The 19,969-nt window shown below is 57.0% G+C and carries 16 protein-coding genes; 6 read left to right on the top strand and 10 right to left on the bottom strand.

Annotated features, from left to right (window positions below; translation table 11 throughout):
- Position 1: 1 nt before the first annotated feature.
- Complete coding sequence (locus FBY04_RS26795) at positions 2 to 1,492, bottom strand: aldehyde dehydrogenase (protein WP_145318285.1); 1,491 nt, start codon at positions 1,490 to 1,492, stop codon at positions 2 to 4.
- A gap of 225 nt (positions 1,493 to 1,717) precedes the next feature.
- Between FBY04_RS26795 and FBY04_RS26790 the strand changes: the two genes are divergently transcribed.
- A complete protein-coding gene (locus FBY04_RS26790) occupies positions 1,718 to 2,665 on the top strand; it encodes a LysR substrate-binding domain-containing protein (protein WP_084319739.1) in 948 nt (315 codons plus the stop codon).
- A 477-nt stretch (positions 2,666 to 3,142) separates the two neighbouring features.
- Here the strand turns inward: FBY04_RS26790 and FBY04_RS26785 are convergent, their stop codons facing one another.
- Complete coding sequence (locus tag FBY04_RS26785) at positions 3,143 to 3,718, bottom strand: ABATE domain-containing protein (protein WP_144930613.1); 576 nt, start codon at positions 3,716 to 3,718, stop codon at positions 3,143 to 3,145.
- A 199-nt stretch (positions 3,719 to 3,917) separates the two neighbouring features.
- On the opposite strand from FBY04_RS26785, the gene FBY04_RS26780 reads away from it, so the two are divergent.
- On the top strand, positions 3,918 to 4,805 hold the full coding sequence (locus FBY04_RS26780) for an alpha/beta fold hydrolase (RefSeq protein WP_144930612.1): 888 nt from the start codon (positions 3,918 to 3,920) through the stop codon (positions 4,803 to 4,805).
- A gap of 331 nt (positions 4,806 to 5,136) precedes the next feature.
- Here the strand turns inward: FBY04_RS26780 and FBY04_RS26775 are convergent, their stop codons facing one another.
- The 5 genes from FBY04_RS26775 to hrpB all read right to left on the bottom strand — a co-directional run bounded on the left by FBY04_RS26775 (position 5,137) and on the right by hrpB (position 13,582).
- Positions 5,137 to 5,571: a hypothetical protein gene (locus FBY04_RS26775; RefSeq protein ID WP_144930610.1), complete on the bottom strand. Its 435-nt coding sequence runs from the start codon at positions 5,569 to 5,571 to the stop codon at positions 5,137 to 5,139.
- The gene (locus FBY04_RS26770; protein ID WP_145318139.1) at positions 5,568 to 7,619 is read right to left on the bottom strand and encodes an integrase; all 2,052 of its coding nucleotides are present in this window, start codon (positions 7,617 to 7,619) and stop codon (positions 5,568 to 5,570) included. The genes FBY04_RS26775 and FBY04_RS26770 overlap by 4 nt, the downstream gene beginning before the upstream one ends.
- Positions 7,616 to 9,433 carry a hypothetical protein gene (locus FBY04_RS26765; RefSeq protein ID WP_256667173.1) on the bottom strand — a complete coding sequence of 606 codons (1,818 nt, stop codon included), beginning with the start codon at positions 9,431 to 9,433 and terminating at the stop codon, positions 7,616 to 7,618. Before FBY04_RS26765 ends, FBY04_RS26770 begins: the two co-directional genes overlap by 4 nt.
- A gap of 106 nt (positions 9,434 to 9,539) precedes the next feature.
- On the bottom strand, positions 9,540 to 11,012 hold the full coding sequence (locus tag FBY04_RS26760) for a site-specific integrase (protein ID WP_144929885.1): 1,473 nt from the start codon (positions 11,010 to 11,012) through the stop codon (positions 9,540 to 9,542).
- Between the two features lie 68 nt (positions 11,013 to 11,080).
- Positions 11,081 to 13,582 carry an ATP-dependent helicase HrpB gene (gene hrpB / locus FBY04_RS26755; RefSeq protein ID WP_145318133.1) on the bottom strand — a complete coding sequence of 834 codons (2,502 nt, stop codon included), beginning with the start codon at positions 13,580 to 13,582 and terminating at the stop codon, positions 11,081 to 11,083.
- Positions 13,583 to 13,692: 110 nt separating this feature from the next.
- On the opposite strand from hrpB, the gene FBY04_RS26750 reads away from it, so the two are divergent.
- Together FBY04_RS26750 and FBY04_RS26745 are read left to right on the top strand one after the other, a co-directional pair.
- Positions 13,693 to 14,112 carry a hypothetical protein gene (locus tag FBY04_RS26750; protein WP_017340970.1) on the top strand — a complete coding sequence of 140 codons (420 nt, stop codon included), beginning with the start codon at positions 13,693 to 13,695 and terminating at the stop codon, positions 14,110 to 14,112.
- A 30-nt stretch (positions 14,113 to 14,142) separates the two neighbouring features.
- Entirely contained in the window at positions 14,143 to 15,051 is a 909-nt protein-coding gene (locus tag FBY04_RS26745; protein WP_084319732.1) for a cation diffusion facilitator family transporter, read from the top strand.
- Here the strand turns inward: FBY04_RS26745 and FBY04_RS26740 are convergent.
- The gene (locus FBY04_RS26740; protein WP_145318130.1) at positions 15,036 to 16,064 is read right to left on the bottom strand and encodes a DUF6515 family protein; all 1,029 of its coding nucleotides are present in this window, start codon (positions 16,062 to 16,064) and stop codon (positions 15,036 to 15,038) included. The two genes, FBY04_RS26745 and FBY04_RS26740, sit on opposite strands and share 16 nt — an antisense overlap.
- Before the next feature lie 575 nt (positions 16,065 to 16,639).
- On the opposite strand from FBY04_RS26740, the gene FBY04_RS26735 reads away from it, so the two are divergent.
- Both FBY04_RS26735 and FBY04_RS26730 read left to right on the top strand, forming a co-directional pair.
- A complete protein-coding gene (locus FBY04_RS26735) occupies positions 16,640 to 17,119 on the top strand; it encodes an Lrp/AsnC family transcriptional regulator (RefSeq protein WP_007894448.1) in 480 nt (159 codons plus the stop codon).
- A gap of 201 nt (positions 17,120 to 17,320) precedes the next feature.
- Positions 17,321 to 17,530 carry a DUF2788 domain-containing protein gene (locus FBY04_RS26730; RefSeq protein WP_007937369.1) on the top strand — a complete coding sequence of 70 codons (210 nt, stop codon included), beginning with the start codon at positions 17,321 to 17,323 and terminating at the stop codon, positions 17,528 to 17,530.
- On the opposite strand, the gene FBY04_RS26725 is transcribed toward FBY04_RS26730, so the two are convergent.
- Together FBY04_RS26725 and amn are read right to left on the bottom strand one after the other, a co-directional pair.
- Positions 17,525 to 18,166, bottom strand: coding sequence for a pseudouridine synthase (locus tag FBY04_RS26725; RefSeq protein WP_084319730.1), 642 nt, complete (start codon positions 18,164 to 18,166; stop codon positions 17,525 to 17,527). The two genes, FBY04_RS26730 and FBY04_RS26725, sit on opposite strands and share 6 nt — an antisense overlap.
- 71 nt (positions 18,167 to 18,237) lie before the next feature.
- Positions 18,238 to 19,737, bottom strand: a complete 1,500-nt coding sequence (gene amn / locus FBY04_RS26720; RefSeq protein WP_174602660.1) for an AMP nucleosidase — start codon at positions 19,735 to 19,737, stop codon at positions 18,238 to 18,240.
- Positions 19,738 to 19,969 lie beyond the last annotated feature (232 nt).

Below are 19,969 nucleotides of genomic sequence, written 5' to 3'. Positions count from 1 at the left end.
TTTAGCGCAGCTGAAACCAGGTGGTCTTCAACTGGGTGTATTTATCGAATGAGTGCAGCGACAGGTCACGGCCGAAACCGGACTGCTTGCCACCGCCGAAAGGCACCGTCACGTCGAGCGCATCGACGCTGTTCACCGACACCGTGCCCGCGCGCAATTGCCGCGCCACGCGGTGGGCGCGATTGAGGTCGTCGGTCCACAGCGACGCAGCCAGACCGTAGACGCTGTCGTTAGCCTGCTGCAAGGCGTGTGCCTCGTCATCAAACGCGGTGACCGCCAGCACCGGGCCGAACACTTCGTCGCGGAACAGCGGCATGTTCGGGGTCACGCCGGTAAAAATCGTCGGCCGGATGAAATTGTCGGAGCCGTTGAAAATCGACTGCCGACCGCCACACACCTTGGTCGCGCCCTGGCGCTCGGCTTGCTCGATGAACTTCATGATGCGCGCGGTCTGGCGGCTGTCGACAATCGCCCCGGCGCTACTAGACGGGTCCAGCGGATCGCCCGGCAACCAGCGTTCGGCCTGCACCTTGAGACGCTCGACGAACTCGTCATGGATCGAACGCTGCACCAGCAATCGTGAGTTGGCCGAACAGACTTCGCCCTGATTGAAGAAGATCCCGAACGCAGCTTTCTCGGCCGCCAGATCCAGGTCCTGACAATCGGCGAACACCAGGTTGGCGCTCTTGCCGCCGCACTCCAGCCACACCTGTTTCAGGTTCGATTGCGCGGAATACTGCATGAAATATTTGCCGACTTCAGTGGAGCCGGTGAACACCAGGCAATCGACGTCCGGGTGCAAACCGAGGGCTTTGCCGGTTTGTTCGCCAAGGCCCGGCAGCACGTTCAGCACGCCCGCCGGCAACCCGGCTTCCAGCGCCAGCTCGGCCAGACAAAGGGCGGAGAAAGGCGATTGCTCGGCGGGTTTGAGGATCACCGAATTGCCTGCCGCCAGCGCTGGCGCGAGTTTCCACGCGGCCATGTCCAGCGGGAAGTTCCACGGCACCACGGCGGCGACCACGCCCAATGCTTCGCGAGTAATTGTCGCCAACACGTTTTGTGCGCTCGGTGCGATCTGGTCGTAGAGTTTGTCGAGGCTTTCGGCGTACCAGCGAAACACCCCGGCGGCGCCCGGCACGTCGATGTTGTAGGCGTCCATCACCGGTTTGCCCATGTTCAGCGAATCCAGCAGTGCCAGTTCTTCGCGGTGGCTCATGATCAGATCGGCCAGACGCAGCAGCACTTGCTTGCGCTCAGCCGGCGAACGCGCCGCCCAGGTGCCGGCCTCGAACACTTGCCGCGCATTGCTGACCGCGGCGTCGACATCTTCAGCACCGCAAGCGGTCACATGGGCCAGGCACTGGCCGGTGGCCGGGTTGATCGCGGCGAAGGTCTGGCCCGATTGCGCCGAACGGGCTTTACCGTCGATCACGGCCAGGTCGGGAAACTGCAGCGCAGCGGCTTTTTTTTGCCAATATGCAAGCTCGAACACGTTCAGATGCTCCATGGGCTTTTCTTGTGTCTGGATGGTGGCCCAGGCCCGTGTCGAGGAAAAATAGTAAAAATGTCTTCGCAGACCATGAAAAAACTGGGCAGCCCATCTCCACGGTTGCGCGGTATGTGGTTATTGTTCAGGCACAACAACACCGTCGTCAGAACGGATGCAGTCGGCGCAAAAATTGCCTGGATGTCGAGTCCATCCACCCTGAGGTTTGCCGTGGCTGCCTACAACCTGCGTCAATTGAAGTACTTCATCACCACCGTCGAATGCGGCAGCGTCGCCGAGGCCTCGCGCAAGCTGTACATCGCCCAACCGGCCATTTCCACGGCGATCAAAGGCCTGGAAGACAGCTTCGGCGTGCAACTGCTGATCCGTCATCACGCCCAGGGCGTATCCCTGACCCCCAGCGGTGCACGCTTCTACCGCAAGGCCCAGGAACTGTTGCGCATGGCCAAGGAGTTCGAACAGAACGCCCTCGCCGACAACGACGTGGTGGCCGGGCAAATCGACATCGGCTGCTTCGAAACGGTTGCGCCGCTGTACCTGCCGCAATTGATTGCCGGGTTTTCGGCGCTGTACCCGGGGGTGAAAATCCGCATCCGCGACGGCGAGCAGCAAGAGCTGGTGCAAGGCCTGACCTCAGGCACCTTCGACCTGGCGATCCTCTATGAACACGACCTCGACGCCACCATCGAAACCGAACCCTTGATGCCCGCGCAGCGGCCTTACGCATTGCTGCCGGCGGATCATCGCTTCGCCCAGCTCAAGCAAGTGTCGCTGCGAGATCTTTGCCTGGAACCAATGATTCTGCTGGACGTGCAACCGAGCCGGACCTACTTCGTCAGCCTGTTCGAAGAGCTGGGTCTTACGCCACACATTGCCTTCAGCTCACCGTCGATCGAGATGGTCCGGGGCATGGTCGGCCAAGGGTTCGGCTTCTCGATCCTGGTTACCCGTCCGCACTCGGAATGCACCTACGATGGCCAGAAAGTGGTGTGCGTGGACATCGTCGAAGACGTCACCGGCTCGGGGTTGGTAGCGGCGTGGCTGAAGCGTGGGCAACTGACCAAACCGGCGCAGTTGTTTGCGGATTACTGCCGAGAACAGCTGACGGCCAAGGCCGAAAGATCACACCCGGCGCCTACAAGGTGCGTGGATGTTTGAGGCGTTGAGGTGAACCCAATCCTGTAGGAGCCGGCTTGCTGGCGATGGCGGTGGGTCAATCAGCCGATTTGTTGACTGGACCACCGCCATCGCCAGCAAGCCGGCTCCTACAGGGTCGGGTTTACCTATTTGCGGGGTTTGATCCGCGCGGTCGCTTCGGCCACCAGCGGATCATCCGGCCAATAATTGTCTCTATCAAGTACCCGGCGCACCTTTGACACCTGTCAAAGCCCGTATTTCCAAGGTTTTTAGCCAATTCCCCGAAAACGCATTGACAGTCAATCCTGATGAGTAGTTTGACTGAAAAATGGCGCGTAGTGGTTCTGTGTTTGACTGCGAAATTGCACTCTATTATCCCACCCGCTTGCATTCGACCTCGTCAGAAAACGGCCAATAGGAGACCATCAGGGCCAAAACTTCGGCGTTACCTCGGCATGACCACCACCAAGCGCCGTTGGCCAGCACCTGACTAATCGGTTACTTCTGATACTGACGTTTGCGATGCTCGGCGACCTTATGCCGGTTGCCGCAGAGTGCCATGGCACACCAGCGACGTCGGTGCGACTTGGTGCGATCGTAGAACCAGAGCGTGCAGTCCGAATGTTCACACTGGCGGACCAGAGTGAAATCGCCATGGCATAGCAAGTCTGCCGCCCGTTCCGACAGGGGGGCCAGCCATTGCTCCGGCGATTGGCGCTCGGCAATCCGCAGTAGACGCGGCTCGGCGGAATGCTCCCAGACCAGTTGCGAATGGCTGGCCGCTTCGCACAAGAAACGGTTGAGCGTCGTTGGATCGCCGTACACTCCGGCCTTGCGTTGCTCGACCAGGACACGTACGGCTTCGCGCAAGGCTTTCGCCGCCTCGAGCACAGCCCCTTTGGCAAAGCGTGGCACAGGAGCCTCCCTTAACCCGGTGCGTTTCATCCAGGTGTGCACATCGGCATCGCTCTGCCAGAAATCGGTAGCGACGCCATCGCGAGTGGCAATGGTGTTGAGCATATCCAGCGCCGGATGATCGGCGATTACGAAGGGCTCGGTGACAGGGGTGGCCATGGCATTTCTCGCGGAAGATCGTTGCCGTCATGGTAACCGTTGTACTAGACGATTCAAGTTACATATCCGCCAGAACTGCCAGTCGTCGGTCATGACTGTAACCTCTAAAATAATCATTGACTGGTTACCGTGTGCGTGCGAGATTGACCCTCGTAGTAACCCACCGCCTTATTTTCGCTGGTTACAGAGGGCTCATCCGATGAACACCATCTGCCGCTCCGCCCATTCAGTCCGCCACCAGTTCGTCGAAGCCGACGGGGTTCGTGTCTTCTACCGTGAAGCCGGCAAGCCGGATGCCCCGGTGCTGCTGCTGTTGCATGGTTTTCCCAGCTCATCGCATCAGTTCCGCAACCTGATCCCGCTGCTCGCCGACCGCTTCCGCCTGATCGCACCAGACCTTCCCGGTTTCGGCTTTACCGAAGTGCCAAGTGAACGCAACTATAACTACAGCTTCGACGCCCTGGCCCATACCCTCGGCGCCTTCGTCGACGCGCTCGGGCTGACGCGCTACGCCATGTACGTGTTCGACTATGGCGCACCGACCGGCCTGCGCCTGGCCGTCGCGCATCCCGAACGGGTGAGCGGCTTCATCTCGCAGAACGGCAACGCCTATCTGGAAGGGCTCGGCGATGCCTGGGCACCGGTACGTGCTTACTGGGCTGATCCGTCCGCCGCCAACAGGCAGGTCGTCCACGATGCCATGCTACATCTGGAGGGGACCCGCTGGCAGTACCTGCATGGCGTCGCCGACCCGACGCAGGTCGCCCCCGAGTCCTACACCCTCGATGCGCTGCTACTGGAACGTCCGGGCAACAAGGATATCCAGCTGGACCTAATTCTCGACTATGCCACCAACCTCGAGCGCTACCCGGAGTTCCAGGCGTTTTTGCGCAACTCCCAAGTGCCAGCGCTGATCATCTGGGGTCGACACGACCCGTTCTTCATCCCGCCAGGCGCCGAAGCTTTCAGGAAGGACAAGCCGAACGCCGTGGTCGAGCTGCTCGACACGGGCCACTTCGCCCTGGAAACCCATGTGGAGCACATCGCCGCACGGATCCGCGAGGTAATAGGCAGCGCGGCTGCCTGATCACTGGAGTGCCGAATGGAGCGTGTACTCTTCGGCCACCGTTGAATCCAAGGCCGTATCGCCATGGCGTCACTATCAAAGATTGAATGGAAATATTCGAATTCCGATACTTCAGCGAGGTAGCCTGGGCGGCCACTCATGGAAAACGCCACGAGGCGTTCCACGGGTTGGCCATTCGCCCTACGCGAATTCGGGAGCTGTGTAGGGTGGACAACGTTTAGTTGTCCACCCCCTTCTGCGATTGGCCGCAAAGGGTCGTTCTCTGCCGGTCATGTCCACAAAATGTGGTGGTTAACCCCCTCTTCCTCGTGGTCCAGGTTTGGACAATTGATCAATGCGGACGTCTGAACTGCTTGACGTTAGCAGTGCCCGTATTTTTCAACGAATATTCCAAATCACGTACCCGATCCCATAATTTCATATTCTGAGCAAAAACCTTATCGCGCTGAATTTGGGCCGTTAACAGCTCTTTTTCTAGCGAAGCTAACTGACTTTCCAACTGTCGGATTCGACGACCATTTGACGAAGTCCCTTTGCCGGCCCCTGCCCGAACAGACTCAATCTTTGCGAGTAGCTGTAAGTGCGACTTACGAGATTTCTTTAAGTACCCACGGTCAAACCCCGCCTCCAGACTAACAATGCTCGCAGTGAGCTTCGAAAGGTCTAGGCCTACATGCTCAGCGACAACGGGATTGCCATCTAGGAGTCGCTGGAAAGCGTTCTCACATGCACTCAGGCCGCTACTATCAACCAGGCCACTCTTCATAGCGATAACTCCACGGTATCAATCAACCGAGCTTTGTAAGCCGTCAAACGCTCAATATCACCCCTCACAATCTGATATTCGCCAGAGTTTTCCGGGTAATTACACAATTCTTCCGTCGCGTCCTCGATAGCCGCATCTAGGTTCGAGCGTTTTATAATGGCCCCCTCACAAGTCAAGCACTCAGTGTAATCACCCAACAGAAACGAATCGCAACGACCTACCTTGGTACAACCACCGAGAAGCGTTGGCCTGTAACTGATTGCACCATTTTTAACCCGCTGTTCAGTGTCAGCACGGACATCTTCAATTCGAACCTCACCCGCCTGAAGCCGTTTTTTCTGCTTCTCCATATACGAACCAGTGCCGCCAAATAACGGTTCCTCACTGAATAGAAGATCAGCAATCAGTTGATTGGCTACAGCCATGGGCATAGCCATCTGATATTCGAAGGCAAAGTGATTGCGTGGCAGCAAAAATTCATTTCTGCTCTCATCGTAATAGCCAAATATCGTTCGCAAATTCTCGTAGTTATTAGCGTAATATCGAGCCATCTGGATGGTCATGTGTTTAAACTGTGTTCGAAGCGTTGGCAGCGAGAGAAAGCCGCTGCTACTACCATAAAACGCCAGCGAACGTCGGAACTGATGCGTGGTCAGCGGCCAGGGCTGGCCGACTGCGAATTCCGGATCGTTGTGAAAATCACGAGAAGGGTCGCTTTGACATAGTTCTTTAACATCCTCGTCCTTAATCAAAATCAATCGTAAGGTAGACTCTTGAGTAGACCTTAAAGAAAAGCTCGTAACACCAACCTCTGCTTTACCTCTCGTAAAACTCAATATCGATGGATTGAGAAAAAGCGGACAGCGATCATCTAGCTCGACCTTATATAGCTTAGCGAGACCACGGCAAATCGCTTTAGCAATCTCGATAGCCTTGACGACTTCATCTGGGGCGAACCAAGTACTTTCTTTCTTGTAGCCCGAAAATTTCGTGGTGGTCGATAGAATATTTACCGACTGTGACTTATCTCGGAGTATACCTTCATCATCAAGAACCGCTTCCTGGGCAATTTTATCGGATAAACAGATATAGGACATTCGCATGACCTCTTGATCGCGCATGCCGGTATAAAGGTGGACTACGGTTGCCAGCGTATACTGCATCTTGAGCAAGACGGTCTGTAAATGTCTCTTATGAGCGCACGCAAACTCTCCGGAGAACACCGCGCTCAGATCGTGGTCCTTGAGTGCCTGAGGCATGTCAGGGTGAAAGCTCGCGTTGTAGCCCAGATCTTTTTTTTGCCTTATGCGCGTACGGCCATAGTGCTCATTGGCGAAACACTCTATAAATGACTCGAATCTGTTTAAACCGGGGTGTAGCTGATCGATGAGGTCACCAGTTACATTGATCAGGCTCAAATAGATACGCGTAGGAATAACGGGATGTTGTTTGGAATCTGGAGCTTTAAGATCAAATGCACTTGGGTTGAGCACGGCGTACCCCAGTCGATTACCGCCTACGCTAACCAAGGCCCGCAATATTCCAGTCAGAACCTTGCCAACAGGTTTTTGCTCACGAATAAACGCCGCAAGATATACCGGCACTGTGAACAACTGTTCCAAAGAAAGCACGCCGACCAAACGCTTCTGCTTCTGCTCGTAACAAAACTTCATGGCCATGCGCAAAACCATCCAGTACTGACTCAACGTGGATACACTGAGCGTACCGCGTCGTCCACCGCCTGCAAAATAGATCAGACAGTACAGCAAATACTTGACATCATCGATCAATACTGACTGCTCTTCCCCTTCATCATCAAAAACTGTATCAAAGGATATTCGATTAACTTTTTTTGCACTCAACCTGTATGGATTGAAGTCCCAAGAAGCACCGTTATATATCGCCGTTGCTATGCCATTCTCATCGCGACATAGCACAAAATTTGGACTAGGCTTCCCATATAAATGAAAGGCATTATCTGGCTCGGAAGTACCAGCGAAGTGACCGCTAGCAAAGAGACTGCCTATGGACTGAACAACATCACTCAAAATGTCACCCCCAACCGTTCATAACGGCTCAATCGGCTTTCCCAAAACGCAGTAATTTCACCATACTCAAACACTTTTATTTTGACCGCTTCGACAGTCTGCCTCGTTGAATCAGAGCGTTTGCAAAGCGCTTCGATGATAAACTCAATTCGGATAGAGAGATCTTTGTATAGTGCCTCAGCGTGCGCCACGTCAGGAACCGTTTTACGCACGGAATTGATTACGTACTGCAAACTCAACAATTTATGTAGATCCTCTTCGTCACTGTGGCAGATATAGTGCTCGCAATATAAACACCCGTACTGTGTGCGGCAGTTCAGCTCGACAAATTTCCCCACACCCGCTACGGGCGTCGGATGGTTGAAGCCATCGCAGTGACCCGCTGCTGTTCCGATCACGCCATTGCTGTGAACCTGGCTGCGCTCACGTATGACTTGGGCTGCATGGCGCATGGATTGCCAAAATTGGCCGAATTCGGCGTCTTGCTGCTCAGGTGTCGCATCAGCGTAAGTCGATATGTTCACTGCCTCAGTGTGGTTCAACGATACCGCTATCGTAGAGGGCGAAATGCGAGCAGAGTGCATTCCATTGCTCTTATGTTTCCGCATTTTACGTGCCGAAATTATAGGTACATTCGGATCGAGAAAGACGCCACTAATCGAATTGTAAAACTTCGTAACAGTTTGAGTTACGGAGACCTCAGCGAAGCTAGTAGGGAAGTTTCTACGTTGAGTGACATCGGGGCAGGTAAAGAACAACCTTTCATGCGTTGTGCCATTTAAAATCCATTCACGAAGCTTTAGGTATTCTTTCAAAAGCGGCAAGCCAGTGTTCCGCCCAACATTATAGGTCGTCGATTTCCCTCCTGCGCGAAACTTTACGGCAGACAACTCTTTCTTTAGAGGGGATTTCTCTACTTCCTGCGCATCTTCGTAGCTGAATTGGGCAAGCTCGGTTGGCGTGGCGCCCGTGATCAACAAAAATAGGCACGTGTAAGCTCTTGCAGCAAGATACGCCACATGCAGACGGTGCCAATGGCGGTCATCTTCATTGGAAGAGTCTAGGTAAGTTCGCGTCTTTTCTAAATCAAAGGCGATGTTACTTCTAACCCCAGGCTTACAGCCACGCTTAACACAGGCAGAAATATACTCTTCCACCGTTGCAATACGACGCTCAGCTGCATTATAAGAAAGCGGAGATTCCTTGAAGGGTCCTACTGCACCATGAAAAGAAGGAAATACTACGACTTCATAATCCCTGATGTTGACCACACATGGGTACGGCTTGTTGGCCAAAACAAAATCCCCGCACTGTAGGGCAATAGCCAAACAAACGTCCCTATACAACCCAACATGTATTTCATTAGCTGACTCCGACCCTCTGTCCGGAATTATTTTAACCGCACCCGAAAGAATATGGTGATAGCTCTCAGGAAAACATAATTCGATCAGTCTCACGGCTCCGCTTTGAAACTGCGAGGCTGTCGTGGGTTTCCAAATACTGTGTGCTATCTGGTGATTAAGATACGCGGTATAATCCCGATATGCTTGTTGTGCATACATTTCACTGAAAAAAGCTTCTTTGTAGCCGTTCGTATCTACCCAGTCGATGAAGCGCTCGGCATTGCTGAAAAATTGCAACACCGATGCGTCGCGCAATCCTATAAAAGACTCTAGAAGCCTCACAACAAGCTCACGGCGATTTTCAACAAACGAACTAATTACAACCGGCGTTCCGCGATTATCCTTCGCGCTTTCATTTCTTCTTCTAAGTAAATAAACTAAACTGCCAACATCCAACGGTTTCTTTTTCACCTTCGCGGACAATTGAAGGCGCAAGCGCTCCGGCTCGGAAAACTGCTGAGCCAACTCAGCTGGAGTAATAATCAGCGTATCGGGCCGATGCTCGTAATAGTGTAAATTATCGATCTTCCGCCTCCAAATTCAGTACTTCATAGCTGCCATTGAACAGACTTTTCTCCCACAGCTCTTGGGCAATTACTTTTTCCTGGGTCATTTTAAATAACTTTAGATAATTCTCGGTAGTTTGCCTAGATTCATGATGCATTCGCTTTTGGATGAAGTCGATATCTTCACCCGGCTTCAGCAGTCCTTTTTGAACAAATACCTGCAGGCGCTGATAGAGCTGATAAGCAAATGTCGCTCGAAGCCAGTGATATGAGAAATCCTTCGGAAAGCGGCTGGGAGCTTTGTTAATTAATTTGCGCTTGATCGTATCGGTAACCTGCCCCGACTGTGGTGACCTTACAACAGGATAGCGTGGGTCATTTACTGCCATGTAATAGCAGTTTCCTTGATCAGAGAGAAATAGATAAATATCATCCTCATCCATGGTTACGCCTGGATGGCTTTCCTCCAGTTGGACCCTGAATTTCCCCCGCCGCTTCTTCATTAGGGGGCTTTCAGCAAGGGCGACCAGTTCGTCGGCGAGTTGCTTAGGGAAGTGTAGAATTTGCGCTTTGTCGAATTTTGTATCTATACCTGTTCGGGGACCAGCATGCAATTTATACGCTCCGTCCCTGCCGAGCCGGCCCTCTGTAAATTCTTTAAGATGCTTCATGCGAATGGTCAACACGCTTTGCTTGCGGGCGCCCGTCATTAGTGCGGTAAGTAGGATCAAACGCTCAACTGAAGACCATTCATTTTCAGTATTTATAGTTTCCAGAAATACACCCAACTCTAGATTAGATAGCGGCCTAAGATCCTCGCCGTCTTCTCGCACGAAGCCTAATGGCACCGAACTAACAGGAGGGGTACGCCGCGTTTGGCTTCTCTTATCAGCTTCAACAACCTTCACCCCCTTACGAGTCTGCACTAAGATTCGGACCTGTTTGATCGTATCGACTCGTTTCATGTCAAGGGGATGCCAATTCTCGGACACGTACCGATAAAAATGATAGACCGCCGCGGTATACTGATTAATTACTTGGTTGCTACGCGCACCTTCATCAATCAGATGATAAAAATATTTATAGGTTGGTCGAAGTGGAGGTCTTGCACCTGAAAAGTCCAGCCAGTCTAAATCGTTATCCTCACAATATAAGAGATAGTCAAGTAATTTACTGGCACGGCGTCGAACGTCATCCGTTCGTATATTTACCGAGGAGTTGTCCCGCATGAGGCTCAGCAAATAATCATTTGCCTCGTGCCAGGGGTCTCCGCTCGCATGAAATAAAAATGGAAAATTGAACAGATCACGAACACTTCCACTGCCTACTTCATCGAGTTGGAAAACGACTAGAGAGTTGTCCCCTTCGATCTCCATTGCAGTCGCCCCAGGAGGTGCTTCGTTGACGTGTAGGCTGGCAAACGCATCACGCAGGTGCGGGATGATAATCAGACGGCTTTCGTGACGTGGATTGGTGTAGGCCATGACTCCCCCTTAACGAAGGAGTCAGATCCTAGAGATTTCGAGATGTACTCACAACGTGAGCAGTCAAACTATTTTTTGTTAAGGGATTCAACCCAAGGATCAAGCTTATGGAATAGCTTCGGATACCGCCCTTTCAGGTCCTTCTTCACCTCGGCGTACGTGCTGCGCCAGAAGTTCGCCAGGTCCTGCGTCACCTGCACCGGCCGCCGCGCCGGTGACAGCAGATGCAACTTCACCACCTGCCGCCCACCGGCGATGCGCGGCGTTTCAGCCAACCCGAACAGCTCCTGCAACCGTACCGCCAGAATTGGCGGCTGCTCGCTGTAATCCAGGCGAATCGACGAGCCCGACGGCACACTCAAATGATGCGGCGCCAGCTCATCCAGCCGCTGCGGCAACGGCCACGGCAGCAAGTTATGAACGATGTTCGACAAGTCCAGATTGGCAAAATGACTGAGCCGCGAGACCTTCCCCAGATACGGCATCAACCAGTGTTCGAGGCCTTTGAGCAGCGCAGCATCACTGACATCCGGCCACTCACTCTGATCCTTGCTATCAAGGTCCAACTGCCGCAACAGCGCCACTCGCGCCTGCCACTGACGCAACTCCGGCGTCCACGGCAACAGCTCCAGCCCCTTGCGCCGCACCAGATTCACCAGCGCCTGACTGCGTGCGGTTTCATCGAGCCCGGTCAACGGTTCACGACTGAGGATCAGCTCCCCGACCTTGCGCTGACGCTCGGCGCGCAACACGCCTTCGCGCTCGTCCCAATCCAGCTGATCAACATTGCGCACCTGTTCTGCCAGCACCGAATCGAACAGCGTCGGGTCGAAATCCGCCGCCAGATAAATCCGCTCTTCACGCTGGCCTTGACGACTGCCGAGATCGGCGATCACCAGCCACGACTGCTTCATCAAACTGTCGGCTTCAGCGAACAGCGCCGCGCGACCGTTGGCCAGGCGATATTCCGCACCACCCGCTCGACGCTGCTGCGCAACACGGTCGGGATAAGCCAGCGCCAACAGTGCGCCGAGCCAACGCGGATGATCCGGATCACCGACCGGCTCCGACGGTTTGCCGCGCAGGTAACCGCGATACTGGCGCGCCAGTTGCCGAGCCCGTTGCACGCCGCCCTGAGCACCGCGCGCGGCACGTTCTTCGCCAGACAGCAGTACCAGTCGACTGTGCAAATCGGCGCCCGCTCCGCGCAGGATATCCCGCTCACCGAGCAGTGCCGCGACGTCACACGCCATGTCCGCCAAGCCAAGGGCCTGACCGCGCAGCAGCAAATGGGCGATGCGCGGATGCGCCGGCAGTTCGGCCATGGCCTGACCGTGACGGGTCAGCGCTTCACCGTCCAGTGCGCCCAAGCGATCAAGCAAGTCCTGAGCCTGGGCATAGGCGGCGGCGGGTGGCACATCGAGCCACACCAACTGCCCCGGCGACACACCCCAGCGACGCAATTGCAGCGCGAGGCCTGCGAGGTCCGCGGATAAAATCTCCGCACTGGCGTAGGCCGCCAGTTGCTCGTGTTGATCCTGCGACCACAAGCGATAACACACGCCCGGCTCCAGCCGCCCCGCCCGACCGGCGCGCTGAGTGGCGCTGGCGCGGGAGATCCGTTGCGTGTCGAGGCGGGTCATGCCACTGCCCGGATCGAAACGCGGCACCCGTGCCAACCCGGCGTCGATCACCACGCGCACGCCGTCGATGGTCAGGCTGGTCTCGGCGATGTTGGTCGCCAGCACCACTTTGCGGCAGCCTGCCGGCGCCGGATCAATCGCGGCGCGTTGTGCGGCCAAATCCAGTTCACCGTGCAACGGGCAGAGCAACACCTGCGTGCTCTCGCCCAGCGCATCGGCCAGTTGTTGATGCACCCGGCGGATTTCCGCTTGCCCCGGAAGGAATACCAGGAGGCTGCCAGTTTCGTCATTCAAGGCTTCAAGGATGGTCTGCACCAGACGCGGCTCGATGAATTCACCGGGCTGGAACGGTCGGCCCCAGCGCATCTCCACCGGGTACATGCGGCCTTCGCTGCGCAGGATTGGCGCGTCGTCGAGCAGCCCGGCCAAGCGTTCGCCTTCCAGCGTTGCCGACATCAACAGGATTTTCAGCGGCTGATCGTCGCGAAACAGCTCCCGTCCATTCAGGCTCAGGGCCAGCGCCAGATCGGCGTCGAGACTGCGTTCGTGGAATTCGTCGAAGATCAGCAAACCCACGCCTTCCAGCGCCGGGTCGTCCTGCAGGCGTCGGGTGAGAATGCCTTCGGTGACCACTTCAATGCGGGTCTTGGGGCCGACTTTGCTGTCCAGCCGAATGCGATAACCGACGGTTTCACCGACCTTTTCGCCCAGCTCACTGGCCAACCGCTCCGCCGCCGCACGCGCAGCCAACCGGCGCGGCTCGAGCATCAGAATGGTCTGCCCGGCCAGCCACGGCTCGTTGAGCAGGGCCAAGGGCACACGGGTGGTTTTACCGGCGCCGGGCGGTGCTTCGAGCACGGCTTCGTGGCGTGTAGCCAAGGCTTCACGCAGGGCGGGTAAAACTTCATCAATCGGCAAAGAAATCATGCTGGCTCCAAAACAGAGCCGCGAGTATAACGGCGAACTGCTCGGCGTTCGTCGCGGTCCTAATTCATAACGGCGACACTTCATTTTCCAGATGACTCAGGAGATTTCCTATGCGTGTTCCCTTTCGCCTGATTGGCGGTGTACTGGTTGCAACCCTGCTGACCCAGGTAACGGCTTGCGGATCGATTTTCTACCCTGATCGTCGCGGGCAGATCGACGGCAAGATCGACCCGGCCATCGCTGCACTGGATGCCGTGGGCCTGCTGTTCTACATCATCCCCGGCCTGATCGCTTTTGCGGTCGACTTCGCCACCGGCGCGATTTACTACGCACCGGGCGAGACCGCGCAGGTGGCGCCGGAAAAACTCAAGGAAGCCATCGGCGCCGACGGCAAGGTCGATACCCACAAGTTGCAGACTATTCTGGAAACCGAGCTGGGCCGCAGCTTCCCGCTGGATGACCCACGCCTGATCCAGCACAAGGGCAGCACCCAGCAACTGGCCTTGCTCGGCCTGCAACCAGCCGCGTAATTCGTGCACCTATAAGGAATAGCCGCACCTATGATTTCCAGCTCCGAACACGCCCGCCTGCTGCGGCTGGCGACCCGTGCCTCGGTGGCGGTGGCGTGCACGTTGATCGTTGCCAAAGCCATCGCCTGGTGGCTGAGCGGTTCGGTGAGCATGCTCGCCGGGTTGACCGACTCCACCCTCGACGGCGTCACCTCGCTGCTCAACCTGCTGGCGGTGCATTACGCCTTGCGCCCTGCTGACGACGATCACCGTTACGGGCACGGCAAGGCCGAGTCATTGGCGGGCATGGCACAGGCGTTGTTCATTGGCGGCAGTGCGGTGCTGATTGCCTTGCAGGCGTTTGAACGGCTCAAGCATCCGGAACCGGTGGGTGCGCCGTGGATCAGCATCGGAGTGATTGTGTTCTCTCTGGCGCTGACGCTGGCGTTGCTGATGTTGCAGCATCGGGTGGTCAAGGCCACCGGCTCCAACGCCGTGCGTGCCGACTCCCTGCATTACCGTTCGGATTTGCTGCTCAACGGCAGCATTCTGGTGGCGCTGGTGCTGGCCGGCTTCGGTTGGCATCAGGTGGACGCGTGGTTCGGATTGGGTATTGCCGCATACATTCTCTGGAGCGCCATTCAGATCGCCCGGGAAAGTTTTACCGTGTTAATGGATGAAGAGCTGCCGGCGGATGTCAGCCGGCACATGCTCGAACTGGCTTGCAGCGTTCCGGGGGTTTTGGGGGCGCACGACCTGCGCACGCGGGTTTCCGGCAATCAGTGGTTTGTGCAATTGCACCTGGAATTACCGGGAGAGTTGACGCTGTCAGTGGCTCACGGCATCAGCGATCAGGCGGCGGATGCGATTCACGCCGCTTACCCGCGAGCCGAAGTGCTGGTGCACGCCGACCCGCAGGAGATGGTGAAGGTCGCCAAGGCCAATCAGAAACTCACCTGATACCCGCGGCTGCTCAGGCAGTTACCCTGAGCCTGACGGTAGGCTTGCACCACCGAGGGGGCCGGTTGATAGGTGGCCGTGCGCGGATCGAAACCGCTCTGCTGCACCGCGTATTGATAGCACTCGTACCCGTCCTGATTGACCTGCTCCGGCGACTGGCCGTTTGCGGGATACGCCACCACGTCATAACCATTGCTGACCGGTTGCGGCTGCGGTTGCACGGGCGGCTCGACCACCACGTAATCCTGAGTCGTTTCCTGGTAGGCGTAATACGACCCGGCCGCGAGGAACAGCAGCGCACCACCAATCCACACTTCACGGGCGTAATCGGGCAGGTAGCTGACGCGAATCCCGCGCGGCGGCTGCACCACCACATAGCGCGGCCCTAGCGGCCGGTACCAGTAGCCGCCGGAGTAGAAATAATCCTGGCCCCGATAGGGCACGCGGTAGTCGCGGTCCGGGAAGCGGTCGATCACATGACCGGGACGATACTGCGGCCCTGGCCCCCAACCATTACCGTGCCCGTCCGGGCGACCGGCCCAGCGATGATCATCGGGACGCGGCCCGTTGTTCTGCCAGTGCTGGTTGTTGTCGTTACGCCGCGGCACGTCATTGTAGTAACCACGCTGTGGCTGCTGGGTCTGGCGCACAGTATCGGGCCGCCCCTGGATCGGCAGGTCGTTGGCCGGCAATTGGGGTGGTGGCGGCGGTGGCCGAACGGGGTTGTTGAAATCGCGAGGCTGATTGTCTCGTGGCTGATTGTTTTGCCATTGACCGCCATTGCGCGGCTGCCCGTTGTGCTCGAACTGGCGACTGTTGTCGCCGCGAATGATGTCGGTGTTCTGCGGGCGCGGTTGATTGTTGCCCCCATGGCCCTGGTTGTTGCCCTGATGGCCGTCGCCTCGTTGCCCGTTGTCGGGACCACGGTTCTGCGGCTCGTCGGCCATTGATTGCGCAGTGACACTGATACACAGCAAACCAACACCGGCCAAACGCCAGATGCGCGACTTCATGCTTTTCCTCACTGCGGGTTAGGGCCTGTACGTAAGACTGGGAAAGCACAGGCCGGTTCTGCAACAGGTTATCAGTCGCGCAACTTATTTATTGAGGGAGAGGCAAAAGAAAGATTGGCTGTTCGGGTGTACACAAATCCCCCGTAGGAGCCGGCTTGCTGGCGATGGTGTGTCAGTCGACATCGATGTGTCCGACACACCATCGCCAGCAAGCCGGCTCCTACAGGTATTGCGTCCCTGGGGTTGCGTGAAAAACAAAAAGAAAAGGGAGACCCGTCGGCCTCCCTTTGAGAACTCCGTCCGTGCTCGACGCTTATGACGTCGGCTCACCTCACGCCGTCTTCTGGACAGTGTGCAGCTCGGGGGCCGGCACATCCCCGGTGGGGGTGGCGGCCGCGACTGGCCTGATTGGGCGAGTCGCTGTGGACTGTTTGTCCGAGCAGTGATTCTGGTGATAAGGATAGGCCTGCAGCGCCGACAGATGATTGCGAAGATTGCTCAAATAAACATGACTTGCGCAATTTTTAACCCTGGATAGATAATCTGCCGCAATTGATATGACAAAGGCCTGATTGATGAGCAAACTCGACCGATACGACCTGAGCATTTTGGCGGAATTGCAGCGCGACGCGCGCATCTCCAACCAGGAGCTGGCCGAACGCATCGGCCTGTCGCCTTCACCGTGCTCGCGCCGGGTCAAACAACTGGAGGACGACGGCTACATCACCCGCCAGGTGGCGCTGCTGGACCGCAAGATGCTCGGCTTGAGCCTGACCGCCTATGTGCTGATCGGCATGGACCGGCACACACCGGAGCGGTTCGAGAACTTCGAAGCGGCGATTCGTACGTTGCCGCAGGTGCTGGAATGCAGCCTGGTGACGGGCATGGATGCGGACTATCAGCTCAAGGTGGTGGTGCCCGACATGGATCACTATCAGAAATTGCTGCTGGGGCATCTGACGCGGATTGAAGGGGTGACGAGTGTGCGCTCGAGTTTTGTACTGAATCAGGTGCTGAACAGCACCGAACTGCCGCTGACTCATCTGCGTAGCTGACACCTTCGCGAGCAAGCCCGCTCCCACATTCGACCGCATTCTCATGGTAGAACTCGGTTACATGTGAGAGCGGGCTTGCTCGCGAAGGGGCCAGCACAGGCGACGAATAGCTGCGACACGCTGCCGCAGGCCAATACTGCACCAATCCCCCATACCGTATACTCCAGCGCCTTTTAACCCCGCCCGCGCTGGAGTTGTCCAATGGATCCTGCAGTATTCGAAGAGTGGATGATGACCGGACTGGTCAGCATTCTGATCATTTTCATGGGTTTCATCGTCTGGGATCTGGCGAAAAAATCCAAGGCCGGACGCTTTGGCTCGTTCATCCTGTTCTTCGTGCTCGGTCTGGGCGTGGCCGCGTTCGTGATCAAAAGCGTGGTGATCGGCCTGATCGAATCCGGCACGTTATAAGCGCGCCGGCACTTCTTTCCACTGGCCCTGTTCAAGCCCTTCGATCGACCAGTCACCGATCCTGACCCGCACCAGGCGCAACGTCGGCAAACCGACTGCCGCGGTCATGCGCCGGACCTGACGGTTACGCCCCTCGCGAATCACCAGCTCCAGCCAACTGGTCGGCACACTTTTGCGAAAGCGTACCGGCGGGTTGCGAGGCCACAATTCTGGCTCATCCAGTTGCCGCGCTTCGGCGGGCAAGGTCATGCCGTCATTCAGTTCGACACCCTCGCGCAAACGCTGCAACTGCTCGGCGCTCGGCTCGCCCTCCACTTGCACCCAATAGGTCTTGGCCAGTTTGTGCCTGGGATCGGCTATCCGCGCCTGAAGCTGGCCGTCGTTGGTCAGCAGCAGCAAGCCTTCACTGTCACGGTCCAGGCGTCCTGCCGGGTAGATCCCGGGAATCTCGATGTAATCCTTGAGCGTCGCCCGCCCTTCGCCGTCGCTGAATTGCGTCAGCACATCGAAGGGTTTGTTGAACAGGATCAGCTTCGGCTCGGCCGGCGGCGCTTTGGCGACACGGCGCGGGGCTGAAGAGGATGGCGCAGGTTTCACGCCAGGGCGGCGGGAAACGGGACGTTGGGGACGGGACATGGCGAAGTGAACATCTAACGGTCAGGGCTGCTAATGCTAGTGCCCCGACCGCCAAATGACCATGACAACCGTTAGCGGAACGGCGGCTCGTCGAAGCTGCGCAGTTTGCGCGAGTGCAACGAGTTGAGTTCAGTGCGCAACAGGTCCACCGCCTCGATACCGATCTTCAAGTGCTGGCTGACCGCACGCTCATAGAAGGCGTTGGCCGAACCCGGCAGCTTGATTTCGCTGTGCAGCGGTTTGTCCGAGACGCAGAGCAACGTGCCGTACGGCACTCGCAAGCGATAACCTTGCGCGGCGATGGTGCCGCTTTCCATGTCCACCGCCACGGCGCGGGACAGGTTGATCAGCGGACGCTCCTGAGCCCAACGCAATTCCCAGTTACGGTCGTCGTAGGTCAGCACGGTGCCGGTGCGCAGGCGTTTTTTCAGCTCGTCGCCCTTCTCGCCGGTGATGTTGGCCGCCGCTTGCTGCAACGCCATCTGCACCTCGGCCAGGGCCGGAATCGGAATGTTCGGCGGCACGACCCGGTCGAGAATCCCGTCGCGGCGCATGTAGGCGTGGGCCAGCACGTAATCGCCGATGGTCTGCGACTGACGCAGGCCGCCGCAGTGACCAATCATCAGCCAGCAATGCGGACGCAGCACCGCCAAATGGTCGGTGATGTTCTTGGCGTTGGACGGGCCCACGCCGATGTTCACCAGGGTCACGCCATGACCGTCGCTGGCAATCAGGTGATAGGCCGGCATTTGATAACGATGCCAAACCACCCCGGCCGCAATCGCCGAGGCTTCGCCGTGGTCCATGCTCTTTTCGATGATCACGTTGCCTGGCAGAACCATGCGCACGAAACGCGGATCGCTGCGCAACTGCTCCAGGCCATGGACGATGAACTGGTCGACGTAGCGGTGGTAGTTGGTCAGCAGAATCCAAGGCTGCACATGGCGCCAGTCGCTGCCGGTGTAATGCACCAGCCGGCGCAGGGAGAAATCCACCCGCGCAGCATCGAACAAGGCCAGCGGCAGCGGATCGGTGTTTTCCCAATCGTACAGACCGTCAGCGATGCCATCGGTGGCGGCGGACAGGTCGGTACTCGGGAACACCCGCGCCAGCACGGCAGCGGTCACGCCGGAGCCGGCCAGTTCATCGCCCTGCTCGACCACGTAGGGATAAGGAATGTTCTGCTGGCTGACACCGACCTCTACGGTCACGGTGAAGTCGTGCATCAACGGCACGAGCTGTTCCAGCAAGTATTTACGGAAAGCCGCCGGATGGGTGACGGTGACGCTGTAGGTCCCTGGCAACTGCACTTTGGCGTAGGCGCGGGTGGTTTGTGGGACTTCGCCCTGGCAATGGTAGGTCAGACGCAATTCAGGATAACGAAACATCGCACGCTGTTCGGCGTCCGGTTCAACTCGATCCTTGAGGTAACGCTTGAGCGCCTGGCTCAGCGCGGTGGTGGCACGATTGTGCAAGAGCGCAAGCCGGTCCACGGCTTGCTCGGCGGTTTGAACGATAATAAAAGCTTCGGTCACGATCAGCATCCTGTGTTCTGACTTGCAGGCCTTCATCTTGCCTGCATCGTCGCTTCACGGGAACAGTGGCGTGTTGATACACAGACACCAGGTTCACCACGGCCCCAATGTGGGAGCGGGCTTGCTCGCGAACGCGGTGTGTCAGTCGACATCTCTATCGACTGACACGGCCTCTTCGCGAGCAAGCCCGCTTGTGTCTAGATCTAGGAATAAGCTCTGGGGTGAGAGGGGTGGATGGCAAGCTGTGAGTCCGCGGTGCTTGAAGCAC

It is taken from the genome of Pseudomonas sp. SJZ080 (assembly GCF_007828295.1).
GTDB classification, from domain to species: domain Bacteria; phylum Pseudomonadota; class Gammaproteobacteria; order Pseudomonadales; family Pseudomonadaceae; genus Aquipseudomonas; species Aquipseudomonas migulae_A.
Note: the sequence above shows the minus strand (reverse complement) of the source record. Positions and strands in the feature narration are given on the sequence as shown.

Coding starts and splice junctions, on each gene's coding strand:
- FBY04_RS26760 (WP_144929885.1), bottom strand. CDS start 11,012: ATGGCCTACACCAATCCACGTCACGAAAGCCGTCTGATTATCATCCCG.
- FBY04_RS26735 (WP_007894448.1), top strand. CDS start 16,640: ATGAGCAAACTCGACCGATACGACCTGAGCATTTTGGCGGAATTGCAG.
- FBY04_RS26725 (WP_084319730.1), bottom strand. CDS start 18,166: ATGTCCCGTCCCCAACGTCCCGTTTCCCGCCGCCCTGGCGTGAAACCT.
- amn (WP_174602660.1), bottom strand. CDS start 19,737: ATGAAGGCCTGCAAGTCAGAACACAGGATGCTGATCGTGACCGAAGCT.
- FBY04_RS26780 (WP_144930612.1), top strand. CDS start 3,918: ATGAACACCATCTGCCGCTCCGCCCATTCAGTCCGCCACCAGTTCGTC.
- FBY04_RS26730 (WP_007937369.1), top strand. CDS start 17,321: ATGGATCCTGCAGTATTCGAAGAGTGGATGATGACCGGACTGGTCAGC.
- FBY04_RS26750 (WP_017340970.1), top strand. CDS start 13,693: ATGCGTGTTCCCTTTCGCCTGATTGGCGGTGTACTGGTTGCAACCCTG.
- FBY04_RS26785 (WP_144930613.1), bottom strand. CDS start 3,718: ATGGCCACCCCTGTCACCGAGCCCTTCGTAATCGCCGATCATCCGGCG.
- FBY04_RS26775 (WP_144930610.1), bottom strand. CDS start 5,571: ATGAAGAGTGGCCTGGTTGATAGTAGCGGCCTGAGTGCATGTGAGAAC.
- FBY04_RS26740 (WP_145318130.1), bottom strand. CDS start 16,064: ATGAAGTCGCGCATCTGGCGTTTGGCCGGTGTTGGTTTGCTGTGTATC.
- FBY04_RS26745 (WP_084319732.1), top strand. CDS start 14,143: ATGATTTCCAGCTCCGAACACGCCCGCCTGCTGCGGCTGGCGACCCGT.
- hrpB (WP_145318133.1), bottom strand. CDS start 13,582: ATGATTTCTTTGCCGATTGATGAAGTTTTACCCGCCCTGCGTGAAGCC.